Consider the following 24,323-nt stretch of genomic DNA (forward strand, 5'->3'; position numbering starts at 1 on the left):
CTCCTGGAACGTGCGCCCGATCGCCATTGCTTCGCCTACCGATTTCATCTGCGTTGTAAGAACGGGCAACGCGCCCGGAAACTTCTCAAAGGCAAACCGGGGAATTTTAGTGACAACGTAGTCAATGGTGGGTTCAAAACTGGCAGGTGTCTTTTTAGTAATGTCGTTGGGAATTTCGTCCAGGGTGTACCCCACGGCTAGCTTGGCTGCCATTTTGGCGATCGGAAATCCGGTGGCTTTGGAGGCCAGAGCCGAACTGCGCGACACGCGCGGGTTCATCTCGATTACCACCAGTTGCCCCGTTACCGGATTCACCGCAAACTGGATGTTAGAGCCACCTGTCTCCACACCAATTTCTCGAATAATTTTGATCGAGGCATCGCGGAGCCGCTGGTATTCCTTATCCGTCAAGGTTTGAGCCGGAGCCACGGTAATCGAATCTCCGGTGTGAATACCCATAGGGTCGAGGTTTTCGATCGAGCAGATAATGACGACGTTGTCGGCCAGGTCGCGCATCACCTCCAGCTCATATTCTTTCCAGCCCAATAGGGATTGCTCAATCAAAATTTGCGACACCGGGCTGGCATCTAGACCCGATTGGGAAATTTCTTCAAACTCTTCCTGGTTGTAGGCAATGCCGCCGCCCGATCCGCCCATCGTAAAGGCCGGACGAATAATTAACGGATAGCTACCAATTTCCTCGGCGATCGTTTTGGCTTCAGACATCGTTTGCGCCAACCCAGAAGGGCAAACCTCTACGCCAATCTTTTGCATCGCTTCTTTGAACAGCTTGCGGTCTTCTGCCTTTTCGATCGCAGGCAGCTTGGCTCCAATTAGCTCAACGCCATATTTGTCCAGTACACCGTTCTTGGCAAGCGCCACGGCTATATTAAGCGCGGTTTGCCCACCCATCGTTGGCAACAGCGCATCAGGGCGCTCCTTCGCAATCACCTTCTCTACAATCTCCGGCGTTAGCGGCTCAATGTAGGTGCGATCGGCTGTTTCTGGATCGGTCATGATGGTGGCTGGGTTCGAGTTGACTAGCACTACCTCATAGCCTTCATCCCGCAGCGCTTTACAGGCTTGGGTGCCAGAATAGTCAAACTCGCAGGCTTGTCCAATGATGATTGGACCAGAGCCAACCAGCAGAATTTTGTGGAGATCATTGCGGCGTGGCATAGGGGTTCAGTGCGGTAGGCAAGGTTCGTAAATCGAGAACCATTTTAGAAGCTTTCATCCTGATCGTGATGTATCATTACTGCTCAGTTTTCCAAGGTTTGATGACGTAGCCCCAGGAAACGCAGTCTGTACAAGGGTTAGCCGCTATCTAACATCTTTAGATTTACTGGATTTGCGGCTGGAATGGGTTACCTCGTGCGCGGCTATTCCTGTAGTTGTCCTCTTTGTCTGCTATATTGCTCGATCGCTGAGGAGTTCCCAGGATAATCTTGCTGGTGCATTTGGAACTGCGGCTGCAACCCAACGATAGGCACCTGCTCACTTGTTGAGGAAATTTGCTATCAGCCAACGCCTATTGACAGGGGAAACCCAGTCCTATATTGTCAAATCTCAGGGTCGATCAATTAAGAATTATTTGCAATTAACTGGCGCTTGTCAAAACTGAGTCCAGTTGCCGCAAGCGGTTAGTTATGTTGCTTCAAAACACTTTCTGCTTCGCAACGACAATATTTAAGGAGACGGAGTAAGGCAATGAAATTTACACGACGAGGATTGGCTGCCACCATTGCAGGATTGGCAATGCTAGCAACAGCAGGATGTGCTAGCCCAACCTCTACCAGTCAAGCGGATGGCGAAACGTCTGATGAAACGGCCAGTGGGGATGCCGTTGTCAATGTGTACTCGTCTCGGCACTACGATACAGACGATTCGCTATATCAAGGCTTCACTGAAGAAACTGGGATTCAAGTCAACCTGATCGAGGGGAAAGAAGACGAGCTTTTAGAGCGAATTAAAAGCGAGGGAGCCAACAGCCCTGCGGATCTCTTAATCACCGTGGATGCGGGTCGGCTATGGCGAGCTGAACAAGAAGGGGTGTTTCAGCCTGTTTCCTCAGATGTGCTGAATAGCTCAATTCCAGAGAGTTTGCGCGATCCAGACGGGTTGTGGTTTGGCTTAACGAAACGGGCGCGGGTGCTCGTCTACAACAAAGAGCAGGTTGAGCCATCTGAACTGTCTACCTATGAAGCATTGGCTGAGCCTGAATGGAAAGGACGGGTCTGCATTCGCAGTTCTAGCAATGTTTACAACCAGTCTCTTTTAGGCTCCATTATTGCAACCGATGGCCCTCAGGCGGCAGAAACCTGGGCCAAAGGCTTGGTATCCAACCTGGCGCGTGAGCCAGAAGGTGGCGATACGGATCAAATTAAAGCCGTTGCCGCCGGCCAGTGTGATGTTGCGGTCGTTAACCACTATTATTGGGCGAGGCTTGATACGTCTTCGGATGCTGCCGATCAGCAGATTGCGGAGCAGGTTGGTGTCTTCTTTCCTAACCAGGCCGATCGCGGCACCCATGTCAATATCAGCGGAGCCGGAGTTGTGGTTAATGCCCCCCACCGGGAAAACGCGATCGCCTTTCTGGAATATCTGGTCAGCCCGGATGCTCAGGAAATCTTCGCTAAGGGCAGCTTAGAGTTTCCCGTGGTTGAGGGTGTGGATGTTGATCCGGTGATTGAATCGCTGGGAGACTTTAAAGCGGATACGTTAAACGTGTCAGAGTATGGGCAAAACAACCCGGAAGCGGTGCAAATTGCCGATCGCGCTGGCTGGAAATAGAGCCTTACCTACAGATTGCTGAACCATGAGTTTTAGAGATTGCATCGGAATTCCATCTGAAGCCAATCTCTAAAACTCATTCTTTGTAAATGCAAACGAACTTCAAGAAGTCCCGGCCTTCCTTAGCCCACCTGTTGACGATTAGTTTCAATAAGCGCTTCTATAGGGAGTGGGCATCTTCCTAACGCGCTCATTCATGGCGGCAGGGGAACATGTCCACCCATATGGGGCAGATTACGGATTCCTTATACTGTTGATACCTGTTTTGATGGCTCACCCTCCTATCCTGCATGTAGAGCGTGTTACCAAGCAGTTTCCTAGAACTGATTTTCCGGCGGTTGCCGATGTGACGTTGACACTGGCTCAGGGCGAACTGTTGGGTCTATTGGGGCCGTCGGGGTGTGGAAAGACAACCCTTTTGCGGCTCATTGCTGGATTTGAACCGCTTCAGTCTGGTCAGGTGGCACTGGCAGGGCAGATTGTGGCTGCATCTGGGGTTTGGGTTGCTCCGGAACGGCGCTCTATTGGCATGGTGTTTCAAGATTTTGCCCTGTTTCCCCATCTGACGGTAGCAGAGAACATTGCCTTTGGACTGAAGCAAAGCAATCGCAAACAACAAGCTCAGGCGCAGGCCAGAATTGCTGAGGCGATCGCCCTGGTAGGCTTGCAGGGGTTTGAAAAGCGCTACCCGCACGAATTGTCGGGTGGGCAGCAGCAGCGGGTGGCACTGGCGCGAGCGTTAGCCCCCCGTCCGGCTCTGGTGCTGCTAGATGAGCCGTTGAGCAATTTGGATGTACAGGTGCGGCTCTATTTGCGCCAGGAAATTCGAGATATTTTGAAAGCGACGGGAACCTCTGGCGTGTTTGTAACGCACGACCAGGAAGAGGCTTTGGCGATCGCAGACCAGGTTGCAGTGATGCGGCGAGGCCATGTGGAGCAGTTGGGTACACCCGAAGACATTTACCGAGAACCTGTCTCTCAGTTTGTCGCTGAATTTGTCACTCAGGCCAATTTTCTACCAACCCAGCGGCAGGGAGAGTTCTGGCAGACAGAAGTGGGACGGTTTGCCGCAGACGATCGCCCCTTGCCCGGCTCATCTGAGGAGTTACAGCCTCAGTCGCGCACGGGGGTGCTGATGATTCGGCAAGAGGATCTGACAATTGAACCCGATGAGCAGGGAGACATTATTGTGCGCGATCGCCAGTTTCTAGGCCGAGAATATTGCTACTGTTTACGCACCGTTTCGGGTCTGGAATTGCACGCTCGCACTTCACTAGTAACCGCCATTCCAGTTGGGGCGCGTGTTCGCCTGTCCGCAGCGGGCGCAGACTTGCGCTTTTTTCCAGGAATTCACGAGCCATCCAGAATCCCAATGTCTTCGGCAGCTTCTTAGGGAACAGGGCTGGGGGGGCTATTGGGCGTATTCTGGGTGCTGGTTACAATCATTCGCTGCTTTTCTGCGGTCAGTTTGGGGTGAAGGTACAGATTTTCGATTAGAACGGCAGCTCCAGCTACCCAGGGCGGCACAATCAGGGCACCGATGATGCCCAACACCTGGGTACCCCCCAGCACCGCCAGCAGTTGGTAAAGCGGATGAACCCCAACGGACGACCCAACCAGCAGCGGGTCGAGGACGTAGGTTTCCAGGTTTTGAATAACGATAAACAGCAGCAGTACCCATAGTGTGATCCACCATCCCTGGGAGATAGCGACCACCAAAGCGGGTACCGCTCCTAAAATAGGGCCAATAAACGGAATTAGATTTGTGACTCCGGCGATCGCGCCCAGTCCCAGGGCAAAGTTCGACAACCCCAAAACGCTAAGGCTCGCCGTAATGGCAATGCCCAAAATTGCAGAAACCAGAAACCGTCCTCGAATATAGCTACCAATCCGAATACTGATGGGTTGTACCTGCGCCGCCAGACGGTCATCCCACGGTTGGGGTAGGAGGTGAATCAGCCCACCGATCAGGGTTTGGCTGTCGGCCAGCATATAGCCAGAGATAAACAACGACAACACCAGACTGAAAACACCGCCCACAATGCCTGTAGTAAGGCTATAGGAACGCACCAATAGCTGCTGACTGGAGCGGATAGCCCAACTCGTGAATCCTTGAAAGTTAAGAAACTGTTCCACCTGATCGACCAGCTCTGGACGGGTGGCATTGAGCCGCAGCACCCAGTCGTCTATAAACAGCGTCAGGTTTTTGACAAAAACCGGGAGTTGCCGCAGCAGTTGCTCAATCTGGGAGAAAACAGCAGGGCCGATCAGAACGCTTGCCCCAGCGATACCCCCCAGCAGGGATAAATAGACCAGGACGACAGATAACCAGCGAGGCACACGCCACCGCTCTGCCCAATCGACTACTGGGGCGATCGCCGCCGCCAGGACAACCGAAATCATGAGCAGCACAACCAGGCTCCTCAACTGCCAGAGAATGACCAGCAGCGGAATGGCAAGCATAATTACCAGGAGCGTTGACAGCGAAATTGAGACGCGCTGCTCAGGCACTATTTTCAAATAACCGTCTCCAGACAACTATCCTCTTCATTCTGCCAAGATTTGACTGGCGAGTGGCGTAATCTAGCAGACCCCTACGAGATGCACGGCTGGTTTGGAGCCGCACAGCCAGACTGCTTCTGTTGTACTGTCTGCTAAAGCGTGTAGGTAAAGTCTGCCACGATCGCCCCTGGCATCCACATACCGCCCAAGTTTCGTTGGGAATAGGTGCCCACTTCAGGGATGAATTCTTGAAAGTCCGTTAGCAGCAGCAGGTTATCGCCAAAGCAGCGATAAATGGTTTCGTCGAAGCGCAGGTTCTCAATCGGCGCGACGATCTCGCCATTCTCCACCCAAAAGCAGGCATAACGGGTCATGCCGGTGACTCGACCCGTAGGGCGATCGCTCCAGTTCAAATAGTGCAGATTCGACAAATACAAACCCGTATCGAGCGCGTTGAGAATCTCCGCCGCCGCAAGCGTGCCAGGAGAGAGATCGGGCGATCGCAACGACTCGCTGCTGTTCGCACCATTTGCCGTTTTGCTATATTCTTTGGCGGTACGGGAACTCACCAACGTATTGACTAGCTTTCTGTCTGCAATGAGCGGCAATTTTAGCGGTGCGACCTCACCCAGTTCGTTAAAACGCGGCACCAGCCCCCGGCCAAAATTTTCCGTCAAGCTGAAGTGGGGGGAAAGCAACTTTTCGCCCCGTTGCAACAGACCCAACGCGCTGCTGCCCTGTTGCAACGCCGCTTCGCTGACTCCACCCCAGGAAAACATACTGACGAGTTCAGCGATCGCGGCGGGTGCCAGATAAGTGCGGTACTGCCCTTTGGGGATGAATTTGGGCGAGGTTGCCAGACGCTCTAGCTGCAACTTCGAGTCTGCCAGTTTTGCCCCATAGGCCGACTGATCCCAGTGGCTTCCGGCAAAGGTGCCCTTTACCGCCTGTCCATCGGTTGCAAACAAGGAATAATCGAGGGCAAAGGTTTCGGTGGCAAACCAATGCCGTTGTCCGGCAGAGTCGGCATAGGCTCGAATTGAGGCTCCTCCGCCATAAATTCCGGTAAAATCCAGCCCGCTCACATCGGTCAACACGGCAGCCGCAACCGCCTCAGGTGCCAGCAGTTGCCCGGAATAGACATCTCGACTGCTGGCGTTTCCGGTGGGCAATACCAGGTACGGATCGCTCGGTAGTTGGGGCACTTCTTGCCGCAGATCGGCCAGAGCGGCTTGAGCTTCTGGCCAGTCTATCTCCCAGTTGCCCACAAACGGAAACTCACGAAAACTGCTGCGCTGGTTGTGCATCAACGTGAGTTGAACCTGACCATCGGTAATGTCTCCGGTTTGGCGAACTCTGGCCGTGTTAAATCGCACAAACTGGCTGTGTTCACCGGACAGTTCGATGGTTAACTGCTCGTCTGCCTTCAGTTCCGCTAAAAGGGCGGTTGTCAGTTGGTTGAACGTGGCTTCTTGCTTGGCAAGCTCCTCTGGTTTCATGCGCCTCCCCCAAATACTTCTACATTTTCAAAGGCGCACACCGGAGAACCATGCCCCACCCGAATCGCCTGATTGGGTTCTCCTTTGCCGCAATAGGGCGTGCCGTAAATTTCCCAGGTGGAGCGATCGCCCACCTTAACCAACCGATGCCAAAACTCTGGCGTGGTGCCGCGATAGTTGGGGTTCCGGAGCGTTTTAGTCACCTGACCATTTTCAATGAGTTTGGCGTACTCGCAGCCAAACTGAAATTTGTAGCGGCGATCGTCAATCGACCAGGAACGATTGGCTTCCATATACACGCCATGCTCAACATCGCCGATCATGTCTTGCCAGGAATCGGTTCCAGGCTCCAGGTTCAGGTTGGCCATGCGATCGATTGGTGGACGGTTCCAGGAACTAGCGCGGGCACAAGCGACCCCATCTACGCCCATCCGAGCCTGACTTTCCAAACTGCCCAAGCCGCGTTGCAGCACGCCCTCTTGAATGAGATATTCCCGTGTTGCCGGGGTGCCAATGTCGTCAAAGCGGTAGCTGGCAAATTCACCCTCCACGGTTGGGTCAAAGGTAATATTCATCAGTTTGGAGCCGTAGGAAAGCTGCCCAAAGTCAGACGGTTTCACAAAACTGCCGCCCGCATAGTTGCGCTCGTCTCCCAGGATGCGATCGAGTTCCAGGGGATGCCCCACACTTTCATGAATTTGCAGCATCATCTGATCGGGTGCCAGCAGCAAGGTGGTAGCGGTGGTCGGGCATTCTTCGGCGGTCAGTAGCTCGATCGCCTGTTCACCCACTTGTCTGGCACGGTTCCATAGATTTGCATCGGGAAACAGTTCCCACCCACCCTGATAGGAATGAGCCAGGTATCCGTTGTTGCTTCGCTGTTGAACGATCGCCCCATCTTGAGCCGTTGCGCCAAAGTGGGTTTCGAGCAGCAAAAAGCGTTGATAGACTTCAGAACCATTACTGCTAACAAACCAGGAGTCTGTTTCGTTGGCGATCGCCATTGCGTTCGTCTGCACGATGCGGTCGGAAACATTCAGCGTGTCGCACAGCCGCACAAGTACCTGGTTAATATCTCCGGGGGTCAGCGCATCAAAGGGCTTTAAAAAAGGAGAACAGTATTCTCCAACCACCTTTGGTCGCTGTGCTGTTGTCAACGGATAGATGGCCCACTGGCTGGCGGCCAATGCCTGTTGATAGGCCAATGCTGCCGCTGCCTTGATCGATGCTGCCTGAAATGAGTTGGTAGCACTGTAGCCAATTTGACCGTTGACCAACACTTCTACCATGACACCAGCGCTCGTCGATTTGCCGTTGCGTTGGGGGAGGCCATCGCGAACTCGGCGAATATCAACTGCTTCTTTAACCGCCCGCAGTCCAACCCAGTCGGCGGGGAGGTCTAGGGACTCAAGCACCTGTGAGAGTTCAGAAATCATGAATACAGAGGTATAAAGTCAGGAGGAGCGTAACGCCCATCCTTTCAGTCTACCTAAGTGCTTCTATCTTGTTGGTTCAAAACGATCGCTCTACTGTCGAGAAGCGAAGCCCACTACAATCCGCGTGGTGAGACCCAGACAGGTGAAACCGAGCGTGTTTGAGACGCTGGGTGACACTGAAGCAGCCTTTACGCTCCGATCGCATGGGACAGATCGGACAGTCGCCGAAAAAAGTAGCCCACACCGCGATCGGTATGAATGTATTCGGGACTCTTTGGATCGCGTTCTAGCTTCGATCGCAGCCGAGAAATGTGCACGTCAACCACTCGGAGGTCGCCACCATTACGAGGGCTGTATCCCCAAATTTCTTCCAGTGCTTCTGTTCTGGAGATCGATTCTCCCGAGCGATTCACCAGCAGTTTGAGCAAATCAAACTCCATTCCGGTCAGGCGAACGCGCGTATCGTTGAGATACACCTGCCGTTTTGGCAGGTCGATTCGCAGTGTGCCAATGGTAAGCGCCTGCTCCTCAGTCAGGTTTTCAGCCAGTTCGGTAGGGTGCGATCGCCCCACTCGTCTTAAAATGGCCTCAATTCTGGCTTCTAGCTCCTTAGGCGAAAACGGTTTGGGAATATAATCGTCGGCACCCATTTTCAGCCCGGTGACGCGATCGGCAATGTCGCCTAGAGCCGTCAGCATAATAATGGGCACCTCAGAGGTTTCCCGTACCTTCTGGCAAACACCATAGCCGTCTAATTTAGGCAGCATGACATCTAACACCACCAGATCTGGAGCTTCTGCCGTAAAAATCTGCAAAGCCTCCAATCCATCCGCCGCAGACACCACCTGATAGCCCACCATTGAGAGTCGAGTCGTGAGGATGCGACGGATCACGGCTTCATCATCGACAATCAAAATCTTCTTTCCGCTATTCACCAACTGCCTAGTACTCCCTACTGAGTGTTCAACAATGCGTTGGCAATCTGGCCAAAAAATCCTTCCAATCCTGGATGTTGCATGACATCTAATCGCTTGACCCCAGCATTGACCGGGGCGGGACACTAGCGTTCCTGATAACAAATGATAACAAATGTTTTCACTCTGCAACGAAACCCACAGGCTTTTTTACGCGCTAGTTCATGAATCGCCCCACCTGACAGCATAGAGCGATCGTGACACCTATATGAGCAGCGACTTCAGCAAACTATAAAACTGCGTCACAATTCTCAAAAAGCCACTCCAACTTGGTATTATCGACGCTCAAGCCTCATTCAATTGAATGACATGGCAAATCCATTCATTGGTGTCAGGATTCCCCGTGAGTTGGCAGAGGCGCTAGATGCCCGCATTAAGCAAACGGGGCAGTCCAAGTCAGACTTTGTGATTGAAGCACTCAGGCTATCTCTGGGTGTAGTGCCGTGTCAGGCGAGGTTAAGCGACGTAGAGCGTCGTCTGTCGGCGTTAGAAGAAACAACTCAAGCTGTTAGCAAGGCATTAACTAATCTGCAAGGGTCTGCTGCCCATCATGCCGACCGCACCCACACGGAAGCGATGCGGGATGCGAGCGACCATTCCCTAGAAAATGGGTGAAATAGTGCAAGTGGCCGCATTCGCTTCCTAATGTTCCAGGAAAGCATCCTTTTGGGGTAGGGTGAGCGATCGCCCCTCAGGGATTTCACGGTTTACTGATGCCGAGTTCTGCGGGCACCCTGGACGTTTACAAGCGCCCAATAGACGATGGCATTTCTAACACAGCGCTGCGATTGGCTGAACCTGGCGCTCTTTCGCCGCGAGTTCTGGGTGTCTGGATTAGCCCAAACGGCAGAAAAATATCAAACCCAGGGAGCGATCACGCTGCGGTTTGTCGGTCATTTTCCGGGTCATATGCAACCCCCTCAAACCCTTGCTGTACCCGATAGACGACTCTGGTTGCCGTCTCACTACGATTTGCTGATGGGGTTTCTTGCCGTTGAGTTGCCCAACCAGTGGGCTGTGAACCAGTTTGTTCCCAGTGAACCCCTCCAACAGTTATCCCTTCGCGTACAACAACGATTTGAGGTGCCAGTGGCGATCGTTGCCTTTGCCGCAGAGCCTCCGCCCGCTGTAGAAAACCCGTTTTTTGTGATTGATGCGGCTCTTAATTTCTCTGGTCTGGTCGCTCCCCAACACTATGCCCAACAGATTAACCAGAGCCGCAATCCGTTGGCCTGGGATGAACCGCTCGTTAAACCCATCAACCAATCGATCAACGATACCTTCCAACGATGGACCAGAACCTATCTTTCTGGACAGTTTTCTATCAATGATATTGATGCTTTAAAGACAATTAACACACCGTCTGGTCAAGAGATTTTAGTATTGTGTGAGCTGAAACGAAGCCAGATTGACTTTAAAAGATGGACACCTTATCTCAATGATGTTCCTAACTTTATGCTGACCAAAGCCTGCGCCAGAAAGTGTTTTAGCGCGATCGATATTGTGATTCACTATCACGCCAAAACAACCGATCAAGTAGCTGTTCATTTTATTACCAATGTAACAAAACAAGGCATTAGTGGGTTTCGCAAAATCATTGCGGCGAACGATGAAACGGCGATCGTTGCTGCGATCGAAGCTCATATCACCAGTATCATGGACGATGCCTACACGTCCACTAGAGTATTACAGCAACCTTAGTGGGGCGGTGAAAGAGCAGTGTAGGATTAATCTCCCTGTTACCCGCCGCGAATCTCTGTTAAATCCATTGTGTATAGCGTGGAAGCCGTTGACTCATGCCATCTCTGCAATTCAAGGGAAAACAGTTTGTCCAAAATCATCATCTGACACTGAACTATCACCCGCTGATTCCCTGTTCAGCCGCGAGCGTTACCCCGGAAATTAGCTTAGACGATAATCTGATTATTCATGGTGATAACTTAATTGCTCTAAAAGCATTGTTACCAACCTATGCCGATCGCATCAAATTAATTTACATTGACCCACCTTATAACACAGGTAACGAAGGGTGGATGTATAACGACAACGTTAACTCGCCCATGATGCAGGAGTGGCTGAAGGCCAACAAACCAATTGATGATCAGGACTTGACGCGGCATGATAAATGGCTGTGTATGATGATGCCTCGGCTAAAGCTTTTACGAGAGCTATTGCGCGACGATGGCGTAATGTTCATCTCTATTGATGATCATGAGGTGCATCATTTGCGGATGTTAATGAATGAAATTTTTGGAGACGGCAATTTCATTGCTCAATTAGTGTGGGAAAAAGGCAGAAAAAACGATGCAAAGCTTTTTTCGATCGCCCATGACTATATTGTGGTGTATGCGAAGTCACTGGCAACCTTGCGATCGCTCCACACCATTTGGCGAGAACCCAAACCTGGAGCCAACGAGATTTGGACAGAGTATTGCCAATTGCGGCAACAGTATGGTGATGACGATCGCGCCATTGCACAAGCCCTGCAACGCTGGTATCGCACCTTAGACAAACAGCATCCCGCCAAGAAGCTGAGTCGCTACAAGCATGTGGATCAGCATGGCCCCTGGCGCGATCGCGATATCTCATGGCCGACCCCTGGAGGCCCTTGCTATGAGGTCATTCATCCCCACACAAAGCAACCGTGCGCGGTTCCAGCCAACGGCTGGCGCTTTGCCACGCCAGAAGCAATGCAACGGCAGATCGACATGAAGTTAGTAGAGTTTCGCGCCGATCACACTCAACCGCCGTTTCGCAAGGCTCACCTTCGTCCAGTTTCCGCTGCGCTGCATGAGGATGTGGCGAGCCGTTCGGATGGCGATCGCGCCGAAGAGGATACAGGAGTTGGAATGCAGGTGATGCCTAGCGTTATTTATTCCCAGGCTCAAGTCGCCGTCAAACGTTTGCGGCAAATGATGGGAGGGCACGCCTTCGATAATCCTAAGGATCACGAGGTATTAGCTCGCCTGATTCGCTATTGCACATCCGACGGTGACATTGTTTTAGACTCCTTTGCGGGGTCTGGTACAACGGCTCATGCGGTATTGCAGGTGAATAACGAGGATGGTAAAAACCGAAAATTTATATTAATTGAATCTGAAGACTATGCAGAATTCGTCACCGCCGCCAGGGTGAAACGAGTGATTCAAGGACTGGCCGCAACTTCAAAGCAAAGCCGTATGTCAGGATTAGGAGGCAGTTTTTCCTTCTTTAAGTTGGGTCAACCCATTGAATTAAACACCGTCTTGTCGGGTGAACAACTGCCATCCTATGAAGAGCTAGCTCGATACGTGTTTTATACCGCAACAGGACAACCGTTTGACTCAGCTCAGCTTGGCTCGGCACCCTATTACATCGGCAACACTAAACAACACGATCTTTACTTGCTGTATCAACCTGATTTGCAGTGGCTAAAAACAACGGGGTTGACATTAGAAATAGCGCAACAGTTGAGCGTTCATTCCTCTCGGCACTGCCTTGTTTTTGCGCCGATGAATTTTCTGAATGAGTCACAGTTACATCACTATAAAATTACAGTGTGTCAACTGCCGTTTGAACTTTATCAGTTTAGAGGCTAGTGCATGAGACTTAAGGCTTATCAGATCAGATGTTTACAGGCCATTCAGAACTATTTAATTCAACTGTCCCAAGCCAGGTTAGAGTGCGATCGCTCTCCCAATCATGCCGCCGCTCAGTCTAATTTCCCGGAACATGCGTGGTTTCAATTGCCTCACGTTGCTGCCAACTTGCCGTATGCTCGGCAGTACGTTTCGCGCAGAAATGGCCTGGGTGACCCTTTACCTAACTTCTGCCTTAAAATCCCAACGGGCGGTGGAAAAACTGTATTAGCCACTCATACCATTGGTTTAATTAATACCTTTTATCGCAAGCAGCAACATGGGTTAGTCGTATGGGTTGTACCTACCGCACAGATTTATCGCCAAACGCTCAACGCTTTAAGAAATCGGGAACATCCCTATCGTCAGGTTCTAGATCTAAACAGTGCTGGCAGAACGTTAGTGTTGCAAAGGGGCGATCGCTTCACGCCTGATGATATTAGCAACAACCTCGTTATTTTAATAATAATGCTGCCTGCGGCAAACCGCCAGTGCAAAGAAACGCTGAAAATCTTTCAAGATTCCAGCCAGTTCGACTGCTTTTTTCCACCTGATTTTGAACTGCCTCACCATCAACAACTGTTACAACAATTTCCTAATTTAGACTGTTTTGATAGTAGCTGTGCTTTCTTGCCACAAGTTAAGACTTCGCTGGGAAATACGTTGAGAATTCTCAGGCCAGTCATGATTTTAGATGAAGGCCACAAAGCGTATAGCCAGAGCGCTCAAGAAACTCTGCTCAATTTAAATCCATCTATTTTAGTTGAACTATCAGCTACGCCCCCAGGCAACAGCAATGTTCTGATATCAGTATCAGGACTGGAACTGAAGCAAGAAGAGATGATTAAGCTAGCGATCCATTTAGTGCATCCGGCGAGTTCTGATTGGAAAGATGTTTTGAGAGCGGCGGTTCAGCACCGAATTCTGCTTCAGCAAAAAGCGTTACAGTACCAAACCAAAACGGGCAGCTATATTCGTCCTATTTGTTTAATTCAGGTAGAACGAACTGGAAAGTCGCTGGAACAGGATAGTCGTTACATTCATGCGGAAGATGCCAGGGCATTTTTAATCGATGAATACGGAGTGTACCCTCACCAGATCGCGGTTAAATCAAGCGAAAGAGATGACATTGAAAACCTTGACCTATTCGACCCAACCTGCCAGATTTGCTACATCATTACAAAGCAGGCGTTGCAAGAAGGATGGGATTGTTCCTTTGCCTACGTGCTGGCTGTTTTAACCAATTCAACATCAACCAGGGCAACGACTCAATTGATTGGTAGAATTTTACGCCAGCCCTATGGTTGCAAAACAGGTATGCCAGAACTGGATGAAAGCTACGTCTTTTGCTATCGACAAAATACGCAGGCGATCGCTCATCAAATCAAAACAGAACTGGAAACCGAAGGGTTAGCTGACTGTAGCAACGATGCGATCCAAATCCATACGAATGAGGACTCTTATTTCATTCGCTCTAGCTCATCGGTGCAACAACTCACGGAAACCGTTTACTGCCCCTATTTTTTGATTCAAACCGCAGACGGTTGGCACCCATTGAATGCTGATCTGGATCTGGTTTGCCGTCTGGATTGGGATACCTGCTATTTCACTGACAAAAAGCACAAGACCTTGAATCAAGAAGCAATGGCGGTTCTTGACCAGACCCCATACCCTGACCACCAGACCAAGAATTCTGCGGCTGCCATCGTTGATTATGGCTTTATCGTCCGCCAATTGTTAGACATCATTCCTAACCCCTGGGTGGCGTATTCGGTCGTTAAAGATGCATTGTCCGCTTTATCATCAACCCAGACGTATACTGCCGAAATCAACCCATCCTATCCAGTCGCTACGATCGAAAAACTGCGGCATGTTTTGAAAAACGAACGCGATCGCGCCCTCCAGGCTATGTTCAAAGATCGACTGGATAAGCATCAAGTTGAATTTGGATTAGTAGCGGTTTCGCAAACCGACCATCGAGCGCAACCAGGTTCTGCCAAAGCCGTGTATTTTCCTGAGCAATATCAACTGCTCAACTGGTATCGAGATATCATGCACGCACCCTTTTGCATTCAAGGCCGGGAGCATGGCAACCCTTGCTCTGAAGCCGTTGCTACTTATCCCCCTAATCCGTCCTGTAAAAACGAATGGGTTTATGTGCTGGATTGGGCTGATCGAGAACTGCCGCTACAGACATTGCGATCGCCACACTGCAACGGCATCCACAAGCATGGGTCAACCAAACACATGAAGTGGTCTGAGCTAGCGCAATCCTTTCCCAACCAGAGAATAGTGTTTAGCCCGGTCTTTGACAACGCCTTAAAACATCAGCTTGACAAAATAGTGTTGCCGTCCTAGCACCCTACACCCCAGCGGGTAGAACCCACAGCAACCAGAACAATGGCCTCCTAGCACCCTACACCCCAAGCGGGTAGAACCCACAGCAACCAGAACAATGGCCACCGTCCAGCCAACGTTCTCGACTATGATTTTGCTACCGCTACCATGCCACAAACGGCTACTCGATGCCGACGCAGAGCTGCAACGGCTGCGTTGGCGGTTGCCCCAGTCGTGTAGATATCGTCTAACAGCAACACAGCACTCTGTGGCCGTCCGTCTCGCAAGCTCTCATTGACCTCAAATGCATTGGCTAAATTCTGCGATCGCTCCGTGGCAGAAAGGCGAAATTGAGCCTCCGTTTCCCGAACTCGTACCAACCCGTGCCGTTGCAGGGGCACTTTTGCCACATCACAAAATGCCTCTGCCAGCAATTCCGCCTGGTTGAACCCTCGCTGTCGTTTCTTTGCCTCATGCATGGGAATGGGAACAACAGTGATCGGTTTTACAGCAACCAGTGGAGATTCAAGCCATGCTTGAGCTAGCCAGTGTCCCAGTGGGCGGGCAAGCTGTGGAGAGTTGTTGTATTTCAGAGCAGCGAGCGATCGCTTCAATGCTCCTTCATATCCTCCCCAGGCCAGTAGGGGTAAGGAACCCCGCTCAGACGGTTGAAAATGGTGAAGCTGACAGCGTTGAACCTGGCGTTGACAGTCCAAGCAGAAAGCGTTCGCCGTAGATCGCTGGCACAACGGGCAGTTGGATTCTAGAAATAAATTGAGTAAACGGGCGAAAGAGCGAGTCCAGGCGGGCATAACGTAACAAATTTTGATTTTGAGGGTTGAGTTCTGTTTGAGAAATCTGGAATGAAGTTAAACTCGTTTGAGGATTAAATTTATGAGGGTGATGGGTAATAAAAGCTGAGCCTCGCTGTGGCAGCGTTTAACTCCCTTGGGGTCGCTCGCTCGATACGCTCGATAGTAGACAGACCGTTCATATATCTGGCTAAAATGGCTGTAACAAATCTATAGTTCCGCCCGATTCCGGTGGATCTAACATGTTTGTTATCTCTTTTTATTGTCCATCCTAGTAAAATCTGCTCGTAGTACTTTAACTGAGCTGTTAACAACCACCGAAACCACTGCTCATGGCTCTGATCAAACAAAACCGAGATTTGCCCACCATTAACGAAAGGATTAGATTTCCGAAGATTAGGGTGATCGACACTGACGGAGGACAGCTAGGAATCATGGCTCCTCGCGATGCCCTTAGAGTTGCAGAGGAAAAAGAGTTAGATTTAGTCCTCGTCAGCGATAAGGCCGATCCGCCCGTTTGCCGGATTATGGACTACGGTAAGTTCAAGTTTGAACAAGAGAAGAAAGCGCGAGAAGCCCGGAAGAAGCAGCATACTTCTGATGTGAAAGAAGTGAAAATGCGCTATAAAATTGAAGATCACGATTACCAGGTTCGGGTTAACCAGGCTGAGAGGTTTCTCAAGTCGGGGGATAAGGTTAAGGCAACAGTAATGTTTCGAGGGCGAGAGATTCAGCATACGGATCTTGCTGAAACATTGCTGATGAAGATGGCCAAAGACTTGCAAGAGGTTGCTGAATTGCAGCAAACTCCGAAGCGAGAGGGACGCAACATGATGATGATGCTTTCTCCTAAAAAATAATGTCTTAAGCCGTCACAGCAGACTGTGACCTGAGTTCAGACTCTCTAACTCTAGAGCGAGATATCTCTCGTCCTGGAGTTTTTTTATGCTCAACAGTTTTTGAGGCGGCGATCGCTCTCCATCGTCACTGTCTAGCGAACTAGACCTAAATCAGACACGCCACACCATGCTATTGGTCAACTCAGTCAACAAAGATATTAATTTTTATCTCTTTTTTGCTCAGGTTGCTCTCCGTTGAAAGGCAGCGATCGTTTCACAACAGCACCCATAAATGCTGCTGTTACATCGCTCTGTAAACGGACTAAGCAAGCTCCGGTACCGGGTTGGAGCTGAACGAAAGCTGAATCAAATAGGACTACTGCGTAGCCTTACAACGTTTCTGAATACAAAAATGTGTCTCTAAATACAACCTTTGAAGGAGGTTTAACAGGGGCAAACTTCATACCGTGTGATTCACAGGTAGTTAGTCTTAGAGACGTAAGTTTCAACCTATTTCTATCGTATGAACACAGGGCATTTCAAATGATGCCCATTGAAATGTTTTAGGAGGTTTTAAGTGAGGATACTTCAGTCTTTTCGCACCGCATTGGTTGCTTTATCTCTAGTTCTGGTTCTGGTTACAACCTCAGCCTGTAGCGGCGTAGATCAGGCAACTCAATCTGTGACAACGCCAACCACATCCTACAGCCAGCTTGAGCGGGGCAATACAACATCTGGTCAAAGCTTTGGTAATTGGGTCGTCCAAACGGCTCACGGCTTAATTCAAGACGCTTATGTGCGCGATAGCGACAAGCTGGGGGTTGTCATTTCTCCTCAGGTTCGCCCCAATGAAGTTCGAGCCTTGGCAAAATCTTTAGTACAAGGGTTTCAAAAGAACTTCCCCAATCATGATCTAACTGTTTTGATGTATGCCCCAGACAAAGAGTTGATTTTAACAGCAAAATACGATAACTCAACCCAACGCATTCAATATCAATAGGAACAGACGAGCCAGTTCGCTGGACACTCATTTGCTTCTCATTGAGTTGAAACACGATTATTACCCAATGCCTGATTACACCAGGCTGATTAATACAGGAGTTTTGAAATGCCTAGTAGCAACGAGTATAAACGTCAAATCATGAACGATTTGGCAGGGGGTGACACGGATTCTTTAGACAATTCATCCGGTACGCCCACCAACGAATACGAAAACTTTGATGATTTTGCCCAGCGATCGTCCCGTGAAGAGCGACGCAGTTTGTTTGGTCGTGCCTTTCATCCCGATCGCATTCCGTCTAACCAGATGGAGCCAGAATTGCAGAAGGCAATCTCACAAATTAAACCCAATGAGCGAGATGACGTTGCCCGCGATTTCTTTAAGCACCTTAAGAGCCGGGGTTTGAGCGATCGCGACTTAGAAAAGCAGTTGGGCTTATCTACCCATCATGCCAGCCGGATGAGTGCAGACGATGTCTCTAAGTTGACGGCTTTCGCGTATCATAATCACCCTGATATTTTTCAGGATGTTTTAGCCGACCAGCCTGCAATGCTCAAGTTTCTCAGCAATCCTATGGTGGGAGCAGCATTAGGAGCCGTTGCCGCTAAATGGCTGGGTCGTCGCTAGTCCTGTGTAGCTGTGCTTCTAGTTCCTATCATTGAACTCTGAAGCTGCAAACGGAGGTTACGTTGTTGATCGGATCTCTGAATCTGTAGATAGCAAACGTAGCTAGACTGTCAAAAAGGTTGCTTGCGGTACGAGACTGTCTCAATCTCTGCCCTGGCAGCCTTTTTGTCTGTCTCTTGGCTCGGTTTGGTTCGTTCCATTCGCTCTGAAGCTACTAGACTTCGCCATCAGCAGATTAGAGTAGAAGTAGAGACACAATTGCCAATGCGATCGAAGCTATGCTGCCTATTATTTATTCGGACGAGTTTTTGCAGCACGATACAGGCTTATATCATCCTGAAACGTCAGGCCGTTTGACCGCAATTACAGCGGGGTTAAAGGCGGCTCCGTGGGCCAATCGGCTGGAGTGGCGATCGCCTACCCCCGTTGCCGCTCAGGGTACCCGGCTAACCAATGCCCTGCACGCCATTCATCCGGCTGGCTATGTGGAGGCCATACACCAGATCGCGCAGAACGGCGGCGGACATATCGATCCCGATACGGTCGTCTCTCCGCACAGTTATGATGTCGCCCTGCTGGCAGTGAGTGCCTGGTTGGATGGTATTGATCGGGTATTGGCAACAGACCTACCAGCCTTTGTAATTGCTCGACCACCGGGGCACCATGCGTTAGCCAATCGCGGCATGGGATTCTGTATTTTCTCCAATGCGGCGATCGCCGCCCACTATGCCTTGCAGCAAGCAGCGGTTAACCGAGTGGCAATTTTAGATTGGGATGTCCATCATGGGAACGGCACCCAGGCGATCGTTGAGAATAACCCCCAAATTGCCTACTGTTCCCTACATGAGTTTCCACACTATCCTGGTACAGGGCGTGCGGATGAGCGAGGAGCGTATAACAATGTTCTCAACCTGCCGCTGGCTTCAGGGAGCGCTATCCAGGACTACCAACCGTTGTTTGAGCAGAAAGTAATGCCGTTCTTGAACCGCTTTCAGCCCGATGTGTTGATTGTGAGTGCAGGTTATGATGCAGCATATGCCGATCCGCTAGCGAATATGGCTTTGCAGCCTCAAGACTATGGCATGTTGACGGACTACTGTTTGCAAATCACTCCTCGTACTCTATTTGGCCTGGAAGGGGGATACGATTTCAAAGCCCTCGCCGAGTCGGTTGCCTCTACCATTGAGCACTGCTTGATGACCTTCTAAGAGAAAACAATGCGACATCAATTGCTTCCGCTAGGGTTTGGTTTGCTGATCGCCCTCTCGTGGTTAAGCCAGACAGACATGGCAACCGCCGAGATTGGAACGATCGCCCAACGGCTTACACCGTCAGCTATTTCTGGACAAATTCAGCAACTGCCCGGTTGGACAACCGATGGACAACGGCTGAGCCGAACCTATGAATTTACAAACTTTGTTGAGGCGATCGCCTTTGTCAATCGGTTAGTGGAACCCGCCGAAGCCGCAGGGCATCACCCCGATATTGCGATCGCCTACAACAAAGTGACCGTTAGCCTTACCACTCATGATGCGGGTGGGCTAACTCAAGGCGATTTTGATCTGGCACGCACCATTTCTCAACTCAGTGAACCGATGGGAGCCAGCCATTCGGGCTATTAAGCGTGATGAACCTGGCTTCGTGATTTCAACAAAAAAAGGGCGCAATTGCGCCCTTCTTTCTGTGTCACTTAAATTAAGCCACAGCTATTACTTAACCGAAACCTTCGCGCCAGCTTCCTCTAGTTGCTTCTTAGCATCTTCGGCAGCTTCCTTGGCGATCGCTTCCTTAACGGGCTTAGGCGCAGACTCCACCAAATCCTTGGCTTCCTTCAAACCCAAACCAGTGAGGGAACGCACAATTTTGAGGATAGCGATTTTCTTGTCAGCCGGGACATCTTCCAGGATGACGTCAAATTCGGTCTGTTCTTCCACTTCTTCCGCAGCAGCAGGAGCCGCACCGGGAGCCATCTGCATCATGCCCATGGCAGGAGCAGCAGCCGTTACGCCAAACGCTTCTTCAATTTGCTTAACCAGTTCAGACGCTTCCAACAGGGTCAGCGTCTTCAACTTTTCCAAAATTTCATCAGTTGCAGCAGACATAGAATTACTCCGTAGTGAGTGTTAAACGTTGAGGGTTACAGGCGATGGCCTTGAAATCTCGCAGTCCATCGCGCATGGTTGAACTTAGGCCGCATCTTGCTGATCTGAATCTTTATCTTTATCAGCAACCGCTTGCAAACTCCGAGCCAGGGAGGATGGCACTTCTTTGATACCCACAGCGACCTTGGTCGTCACTGCATTGATAGCACCTGCAATCTGAGCAATAAGCTGCTCTTTCGACGGGAGGTTGGCGATCGCCTTGACATCGGCTTCGCTGAGCGCTCGTCCGTCCATCACCCCGCCACGGATTTCGGTCTTCTTGCTGGCCTTCTGGAAATCTTGATAAGCCTTGAGTGCGCCGCTCAAGTCATCCTTGATTAGTAAAAAGGCCGACGACTCTTTGCAAAACTCTGTCATTGGTTGCCAGGTTTCACTGCCATCTACCGCAATCCGCATCAGCGTATTTTTGGTAACTTTGCAAGTTGCCCCAGTCGGACGCAACCGATTTCGCAAATCAGTGATCTCAGCAACAGATAGTCCCTTGTAGTCGATCACTACAGCCAGAAGTGACCCATCTAACTGTTCCTTCAGATCGGCAACGATCTGCTTTTTCCCTTCTAGCGTTCTTCCCATTCGTATCTCACCTCCTTATATCGGGCGTGAACTACCAAACCTGAAAGCCTCACCGCAACCCCAATCAAAAACCCCGGGCAAAAGCCGGGGTTAGGAAGGCGTTCCATCTTGCTCTACCCGAATTGCAAGTCTGGGGTAAAACAGGGGAAGCAAACCTCGGCAGGACATTAAGCATCATGCTCCTGCTGTCTCCGGCGTTGCGTATTTAGTTAGGCAATAGTGTGAGTGCTTGCTACTCCTCTAAGCGTTGCAAAACCAGTGGGCGTTTGAAAACAAGAGACGAGTGTATCATTGTCTCCCGGTCTTCTATTATGCAACCTCAGACATCTTCAAGTCGCGTAATGAGTTGACATCAACTTGAATAGAGGGGCCCATCGTTGAAGACACATAAATCGTACGCCAGTAACGCCCTTTTGCGCCAGAGGGACGGTTGCGATCGATCGTTTCTTGCAGCGTTTTCAGGTTGATCAGCAAATCCTCAGGCGAGAACGAGGCTTTGCCAAACAGCACGTGAACAATTCCTGTGCGATCGGCACGAAATTCTAACTTACCGGCCTTAAACTCTTGAATCGCCTGAGCAACATCAAAGGTAACTGTACCGCCCTTAGGAGACGGCATCAACCCACGGGGCCCCAGCAGACGACCCAACTTAGCAACCTGAGGCATTACGTCAGGAGTCGCAATCAGCACGTCAAAATCCAACATGCCCTTTTGAATGTCGTCAATTAGCTCTTCTGAACCCGACAGGTCGGCTCCTGCATTGGTTGCTTCGGTGACCTTCTCACCTCTGGCAATCACAGCCACCCGAACGGCCTGACCTGTTCCTTTCGGTAAAGCGACTGTTGTACGCAATTGCTGATCGGTGTACTTGGGATCAATACCCAACCGAATATGAGCTTCCGCAGACTCCGGAAACTTGGCGGTTGCAGTTTCCTTCAGCAGATTCAATGCTTCTATCGGCTCATAGACGCGGTCTTCAACCTTCTTTTGCAGTTCTTGTAACCGACGCGATACTTTTTTAGCCATGATGTCACTCCTGGGGTATTAGCGAGACAGTTCTCTCCCCCGAATAAGGTTTAAATACGGTGCTGTGTGCGTTGCAACTACTGTTGCCAAGGCTACTGGTGCCAAAATGCAATTGCTGCGAATGCCGTTGCTGAGAATAGTATTACTCAACTGCACATTCAGGTACTAAAAAGAGGTAGCCATTAACTGGCAACACTAACGCCCATATTGCGAGCGGTACCTTCAACAATTTTCATCGCCGCTTCAATGTCGTTTGCATTGAGGTCAGGCATTTTAGTTTGAGCGATCTCCCGTAGCTGGTCGCGCGTAATCGAACCCACCTTCTTCTTGTTAGGTTCGCCTGATCCTTTATCAACTCCGGCTGCCTTGCGAATCAACACGGATGCCGGAGGCGTTTTGAGAACAAATGTAAAGCTGCGGTCTTCAAAAACAGAAATTTCGACTGGAATAACCAGGCCAGCCTGGTCTGCTGTTCTGGCATTGTATTCCTTGCAAAACATCATGATGTTGACCCCGTGCTGACCCAGCGCAGGCCCAATCGGAGGAGCAGGGTTCGCCTTCCCTGCATTAATCGCTAACTTGATAACTGCAACAACTTTTTTCGCCATTATTGATGAACTAGCTCTGCTTTTGAACCTGATTAAATTCCAATTCTACAGGCGTGTCTCGCCCAAAAATTGAGAGCAGTGCCTTGAGCTTGCTCCGCTCAGGGCTAACCTCAATGACTTCACCCTCAAAATCTTTGAAGGGACCAGACAGCACTACGATCTTATCTCCTGCTGCCATGTCGATTTTGACAACCGGTTTTTGCTCTTGCGCCTGCTTGAAGATCCGTTCTACTTCAGAAGAGCCAAGAGGCATGGGTTTGACGTGCCCTCGCCCCCGTCCGTAGCGGCGCTTTTGCTCAGCGCCAACAAAGTTAATGACATTGGGCGTGTTTTTAACCACCGACCAAGTTTCGTCATCCATGACCATACGCACTAGCACATAGCCTGGAAAAACTTTTTCACTACCTTCTTTCGGCTTACTGCCCTTTTGCGGCTTCAGCACTGGCGTTTGCGGAATCTCAATCTGAAGCACGCGACCCGCCACATCGAGCGTTTTGATGCGCTGCTCCAAATTAAGCTTTACCCGATTTTCACAGCCAGAAGCGACCTGGACAGCATACCAACGGGCAGCTCGGATGGCAGTACCACCGCCTTCCTCCTCTTCCAGTTGCATTAAGTTGTCTGAGTCGTCTGATGCAAAAGTCATCAAAATACCTGCCTAGCAGCCCAACCAAAGAAATTGTCAACCAAATAAATCAACGTAGCAGAAAGAGTCACCATCAAGATAACCGCCACAGATTCGCTGATAAGCTGCTGACGACTGGGCCAAACTACCTTATCTAGCTCTTCTTTGGTTCCTTGCAGGAAAGTAGAAACATTGAAGCCAGACTCTTCTGATTTTTGCTCTGCTTTCTGCTCAGGTTTTTGCGCTTTCTGTACGTCCGATGCTTCTTTTTCCTTCTTTGCCACGGTTCCTCATTGCCTCGCCGCAGAGCTTTAACCCGTTCTCGAAATGAGACAGCGCGCCCTGGAGGACTCGAACCCCCGACATCAGGTTTTGGAGACCTGCGTTCTACCAACTGAACTAAGAGCGCACAAGGTTAGCATCGCTAAATGCCTTCCCTAGTTTAGCAGTTCGTCTACTGTTCTTGTATAAGTTCCCAAATCCAGCAGCGACTCGCCATTTCAGAGGGTGTTTATAAAGGGCGATCGAACCGTTGCTTCAGGCGTGTTGCCTTACCAATCCGATCGCGCAGGTAGTACAACTTAGCTCGACGGGCTTTCCCTCGCCGCAAAACTTTGATGCTGGCGACCCGGGGCGAGTGAAGCAAGAACACCCGTTCCACTCCAACGCCTTGAAAAATTCGACGAACCGTGATGGTTTCGTTAATTCCGCCGTTTCGCATTGCGATGATAGTGCCCTCATAGGGCTGTACCCGCTCTTTGCCACCTTCTTGAATCACAATGCCGACCCGTACCGTATCACCCACAAAAATGGTCGGCAGGTCTGTTTTTAACTGCTCCAACTCAATGGAGTTAATGATTTCTTGAGCGTTCATCTTGCCGTGCCGTCTCTTA

The 24,323-nt window shown here is 50.4% G+C and carries 24 protein-coding genes, 1 tRNA gene and 1 other annotated feature; of the genes, 11 read left to right on the top strand and 14 right to left on the bottom strand.

The genetic code is table 11. The features are described 5' to 3' along the window. A partial coding sequence (carB, locus tag IQ268_RS24460) for a carbamoyl-phosphate synthase large subunit (RefSeq protein ID WP_193884703.1) occupies positions 1–1,179 on the bottom strand: 1,179 nt, incomplete at its 3' end. 531 nt (positions 1,180–1,710) lie between these two features. Here carB and IQ268_RS24465 point away from each other — a divergent pair. Then, a complete protein-coding gene (locus tag IQ268_RS24465; protein ID WP_193884705.1) occupies positions 1,711–2,793 on the top strand; it encodes a Fe(3+) ABC transporter substrate-binding protein in 1,083 nt (360 codons plus the stop codon). 268 nt (positions 2,794–3,061) lie between these two features. Continuing rightward, positions 3,062–4,186, top strand: coding sequence for an ABC transporter ATP-binding protein (locus IQ268_RS24470; protein WP_193884707.1), 1,125 nt, complete (start codon positions 3,062–3,064; stop codon positions 4,184–4,186). On the opposite strand, the gene IQ268_RS24475 is transcribed toward IQ268_RS24470, so the two are convergent. The 4 genes from IQ268_RS24475 to rpaB all read right to left on the bottom strand — a co-directional run bounded on the left by IQ268_RS24475 (position 4,183) and on the right by rpaB (position 9,168). Continuing rightward, the gene (locus IQ268_RS24475; protein WP_339383537.1) at positions 4,183–5,304 is read right to left on the bottom strand and encodes an AI-2E family transporter; all 1,122 of its coding nucleotides are present in this window, start codon (positions 5,302–5,304) and stop codon (positions 4,183–4,185) included. The genes IQ268_RS24470 and IQ268_RS24475 overlap by 4 nt on opposite strands. Positions 5,305–5,447: 143 nt before the next feature. Further along, complete coding sequence (locus IQ268_RS24480) at positions 5,448–6,794, bottom strand: TldD/PmbA family protein (protein WP_193884709.1); 1,347 nt, start codon at positions 6,792–6,794, stop codon at positions 5,448–5,450. Beyond that, positions 6,791–8,230, bottom strand: a complete 1,440-nt coding sequence (locus IQ268_RS24485; protein WP_193884718.1) for a TldD/PmbA family protein — start codon at positions 8,228–8,230, stop codon at positions 6,791–6,793. The genes IQ268_RS24480 and IQ268_RS24485 overlap by 4 nt, the downstream gene beginning before the upstream one ends. Before the next feature lie 188 nt (positions 8,231–8,418). Further along, positions 8,419–9,168, bottom strand: a complete 750-nt coding sequence (rpaB, locus tag IQ268_RS24490; protein ID WP_193884720.1) for a response regulator transcription factor RpaB — start codon at positions 9,166–9,168, stop codon at positions 8,419–8,421. A 345-nt stretch (positions 9,169–9,513) separates the two neighbouring features. On the opposite strand from rpaB, the gene IQ268_RS24495 reads away from it, so the two are divergent. The 4 genes from IQ268_RS24495 (at position 9,514) to IQ268_RS24510 (ending at position 15,179) form a co-directional block, all read left to right on the top strand. Continuing rightward, on the top strand, positions 9,514–9,819 hold the full coding sequence (locus IQ268_RS24495) for a ribbon-helix-helix domain-containing protein (protein WP_193884722.1): 306 nt from the start codon (positions 9,514–9,516) through the stop codon (positions 9,817–9,819). 147 nt (positions 9,820–9,966) lie between these two features. Further along, the gene (locus tag IQ268_RS24500) at positions 9,967–10,905 is read left to right on the top strand and encodes a hypothetical protein (protein WP_193884724.1); all 939 of its coding nucleotides are present in this window, start codon (positions 9,967–9,969) and stop codon (positions 10,903–10,905) included. A gap of 95 nt (positions 10,906–11,000) precedes the next feature. Beyond that, entirely contained in the window at positions 11,001–12,782 is a 1,782-nt protein-coding gene (locus IQ268_RS24505) for a site-specific DNA-methyltransferase (RefSeq protein WP_193884726.1), read from the top strand. 3 nt (positions 12,783–12,785) lie between these two features. Then, positions 12,786–15,179 (top strand): DEAD/DEAH box helicase, encoded by a 2,394-nt coding sequence (locus IQ268_RS24510; RefSeq protein WP_193884728.1) that lies wholly within the window; start codon positions 12,786–12,788, stop codon positions 15,177–15,179. Between the two features lie 125 nt (positions 15,180–15,304). Here IQ268_RS24510 and IQ268_RS24515 read toward each other — a convergent pair whose 3' ends face one another. Continuing rightward, complete coding sequence (locus IQ268_RS24515; protein WP_228035684.1) at positions 15,305–15,874, bottom strand: ComF family protein; 570 nt, start codon at positions 15,872–15,874, stop codon at positions 15,305–15,307. Between the two features lie 428 nt (positions 15,875–16,302). Between IQ268_RS24515 and infC the strand changes: the two genes are divergently transcribed. The 5 genes from infC (at position 16,303) to IQ268_RS24540 (ending at position 20,058) form a co-directional block, all read left to right on the top strand. Continuing rightward, entirely contained in the window at positions 16,303–16,830 is a 528-nt protein-coding gene (gene infC, locus IQ268_RS24520) for a translation initiation factor IF-3 (RefSeq protein WP_193884732.1), read from the top strand. 556 nt (positions 16,831–17,386) lie between these two features. Then, the gene (locus tag IQ268_RS24525; RefSeq protein WP_193884734.1) at positions 17,387–17,809 is read left to right on the top strand and encodes a hypothetical protein; all 423 of its coding nucleotides are present in this window, start codon (positions 17,387–17,389) and stop codon (positions 17,807–17,809) included. A 108-nt stretch (positions 17,810–17,917) separates the two neighbouring features. Beyond that, a complete protein-coding gene (locus IQ268_RS24530) occupies positions 17,918–18,436 on the top strand; it encodes a hypothetical protein (RefSeq protein WP_193884736.1) in 519 nt (172 codons plus the stop codon). Positions 18,437–18,714: 278 nt separating this feature from the next. Continuing rightward, positions 18,715–19,644 (top strand): histone deacetylase, encoded by a 930-nt coding sequence (locus IQ268_RS24535; RefSeq protein WP_193884738.1) that lies wholly within the window; start codon positions 18,715–18,717, stop codon positions 19,642–19,644. Positions 19,645–19,746: 102 nt separating this feature from the next. Beyond that, on the top strand, positions 19,747–20,058 hold the full coding sequence (locus tag IQ268_RS24540; RefSeq protein WP_370584698.1) for a 4a-hydroxytetrahydrobiopterin dehydratase: 312 nt from the start codon (positions 19,747–19,749) through the stop codon (positions 20,056–20,058). Positions 20,059–20,145: 87 nt separating this feature from the next. Here the strand turns inward: IQ268_RS24540 and rplL are convergent, their stop codons facing one another. The 8 genes from rplL to rplS form a co-directional block, all read right to left on the bottom strand. Beyond that, on the bottom strand, positions 20,146–20,538 hold the full coding sequence (gene rplL / locus IQ268_RS24545) for a 50S ribosomal protein L7/L12 (RefSeq protein ID WP_193884740.1): 393 nt from the start codon (positions 20,536–20,538) through the stop codon (positions 20,146–20,148). A gap of 84 nt (positions 20,539–20,622) precedes the next feature. Further along, positions 20,623–21,171, bottom strand: a complete 549-nt coding sequence (gene rplJ / locus IQ268_RS24550) for a 50S ribosomal protein L10 (RefSeq protein WP_193884742.1) — start codon at positions 21,169–21,171, stop codon at positions 20,623–20,625. Between the two features lie 56 nt (positions 21,172–21,227). Next, positions 21,228–21,384 (bottom strand) — a sequence feature (ribosomal protein L10 leader region). Between the two features lie 96 nt (positions 21,385–21,480). Further along, the gene (gene rplA, locus IQ268_RS24555) at positions 21,481–22,197 is read right to left on the bottom strand and encodes a 50S ribosomal protein L1 (RefSeq protein ID WP_193884744.1); all 717 of its coding nucleotides are present in this window, start codon (positions 22,195–22,197) and stop codon (positions 21,481–21,483) included. 182 nt (positions 22,198–22,379) lie between these two features. Continuing rightward, a complete protein-coding gene (gene rplK / locus IQ268_RS24560; RefSeq protein ID WP_193884746.1) occupies positions 22,380–22,805 on the bottom strand; it encodes a 50S ribosomal protein L11 in 426 nt (141 codons plus the stop codon). A gap of 10 nt (positions 22,806–22,815) precedes the next feature. Next, complete coding sequence (gene nusG / locus IQ268_RS24565) at positions 22,816–23,451, bottom strand: transcription termination/antitermination protein NusG (RefSeq protein ID WP_193884748.1); 636 nt, start codon at positions 23,449–23,451, stop codon at positions 22,816–22,818. Continuing rightward, entirely contained in the window at positions 23,451–23,714 is a 264-nt protein-coding gene (gene secE / locus IQ268_RS24570; RefSeq protein WP_193884750.1) for a preprotein translocase subunit SecE, read from the bottom strand. The genes nusG and secE overlap by 1 nt, the downstream gene beginning before the upstream one ends. A 52-nt stretch (positions 23,715–23,766) precedes the next feature. After that, positions 23,767–23,839, bottom strand: a tRNA-Trp gene (locus IQ268_RS24575). A gap of 102 nt (positions 23,840–23,941) precedes the next feature. Beyond that, on the bottom strand, positions 23,942–24,304 hold the full coding sequence (gene rplS / locus IQ268_RS24580) for a 50S ribosomal protein L19 (protein ID WP_193884752.1): 363 nt from the start codon (positions 24,302–24,304) through the stop codon (positions 23,942–23,944). Positions 24,305–24,323: the final 19 nt, after the last annotated feature.

The organism is Oculatella sp. LEGE 06141 (assembly GCF_015207605.1).
Classification (GTDB): Bacteria; Cyanobacteriota; Cyanobacteriia; order Elainellales; family Elainellaceae; genus Oculatella.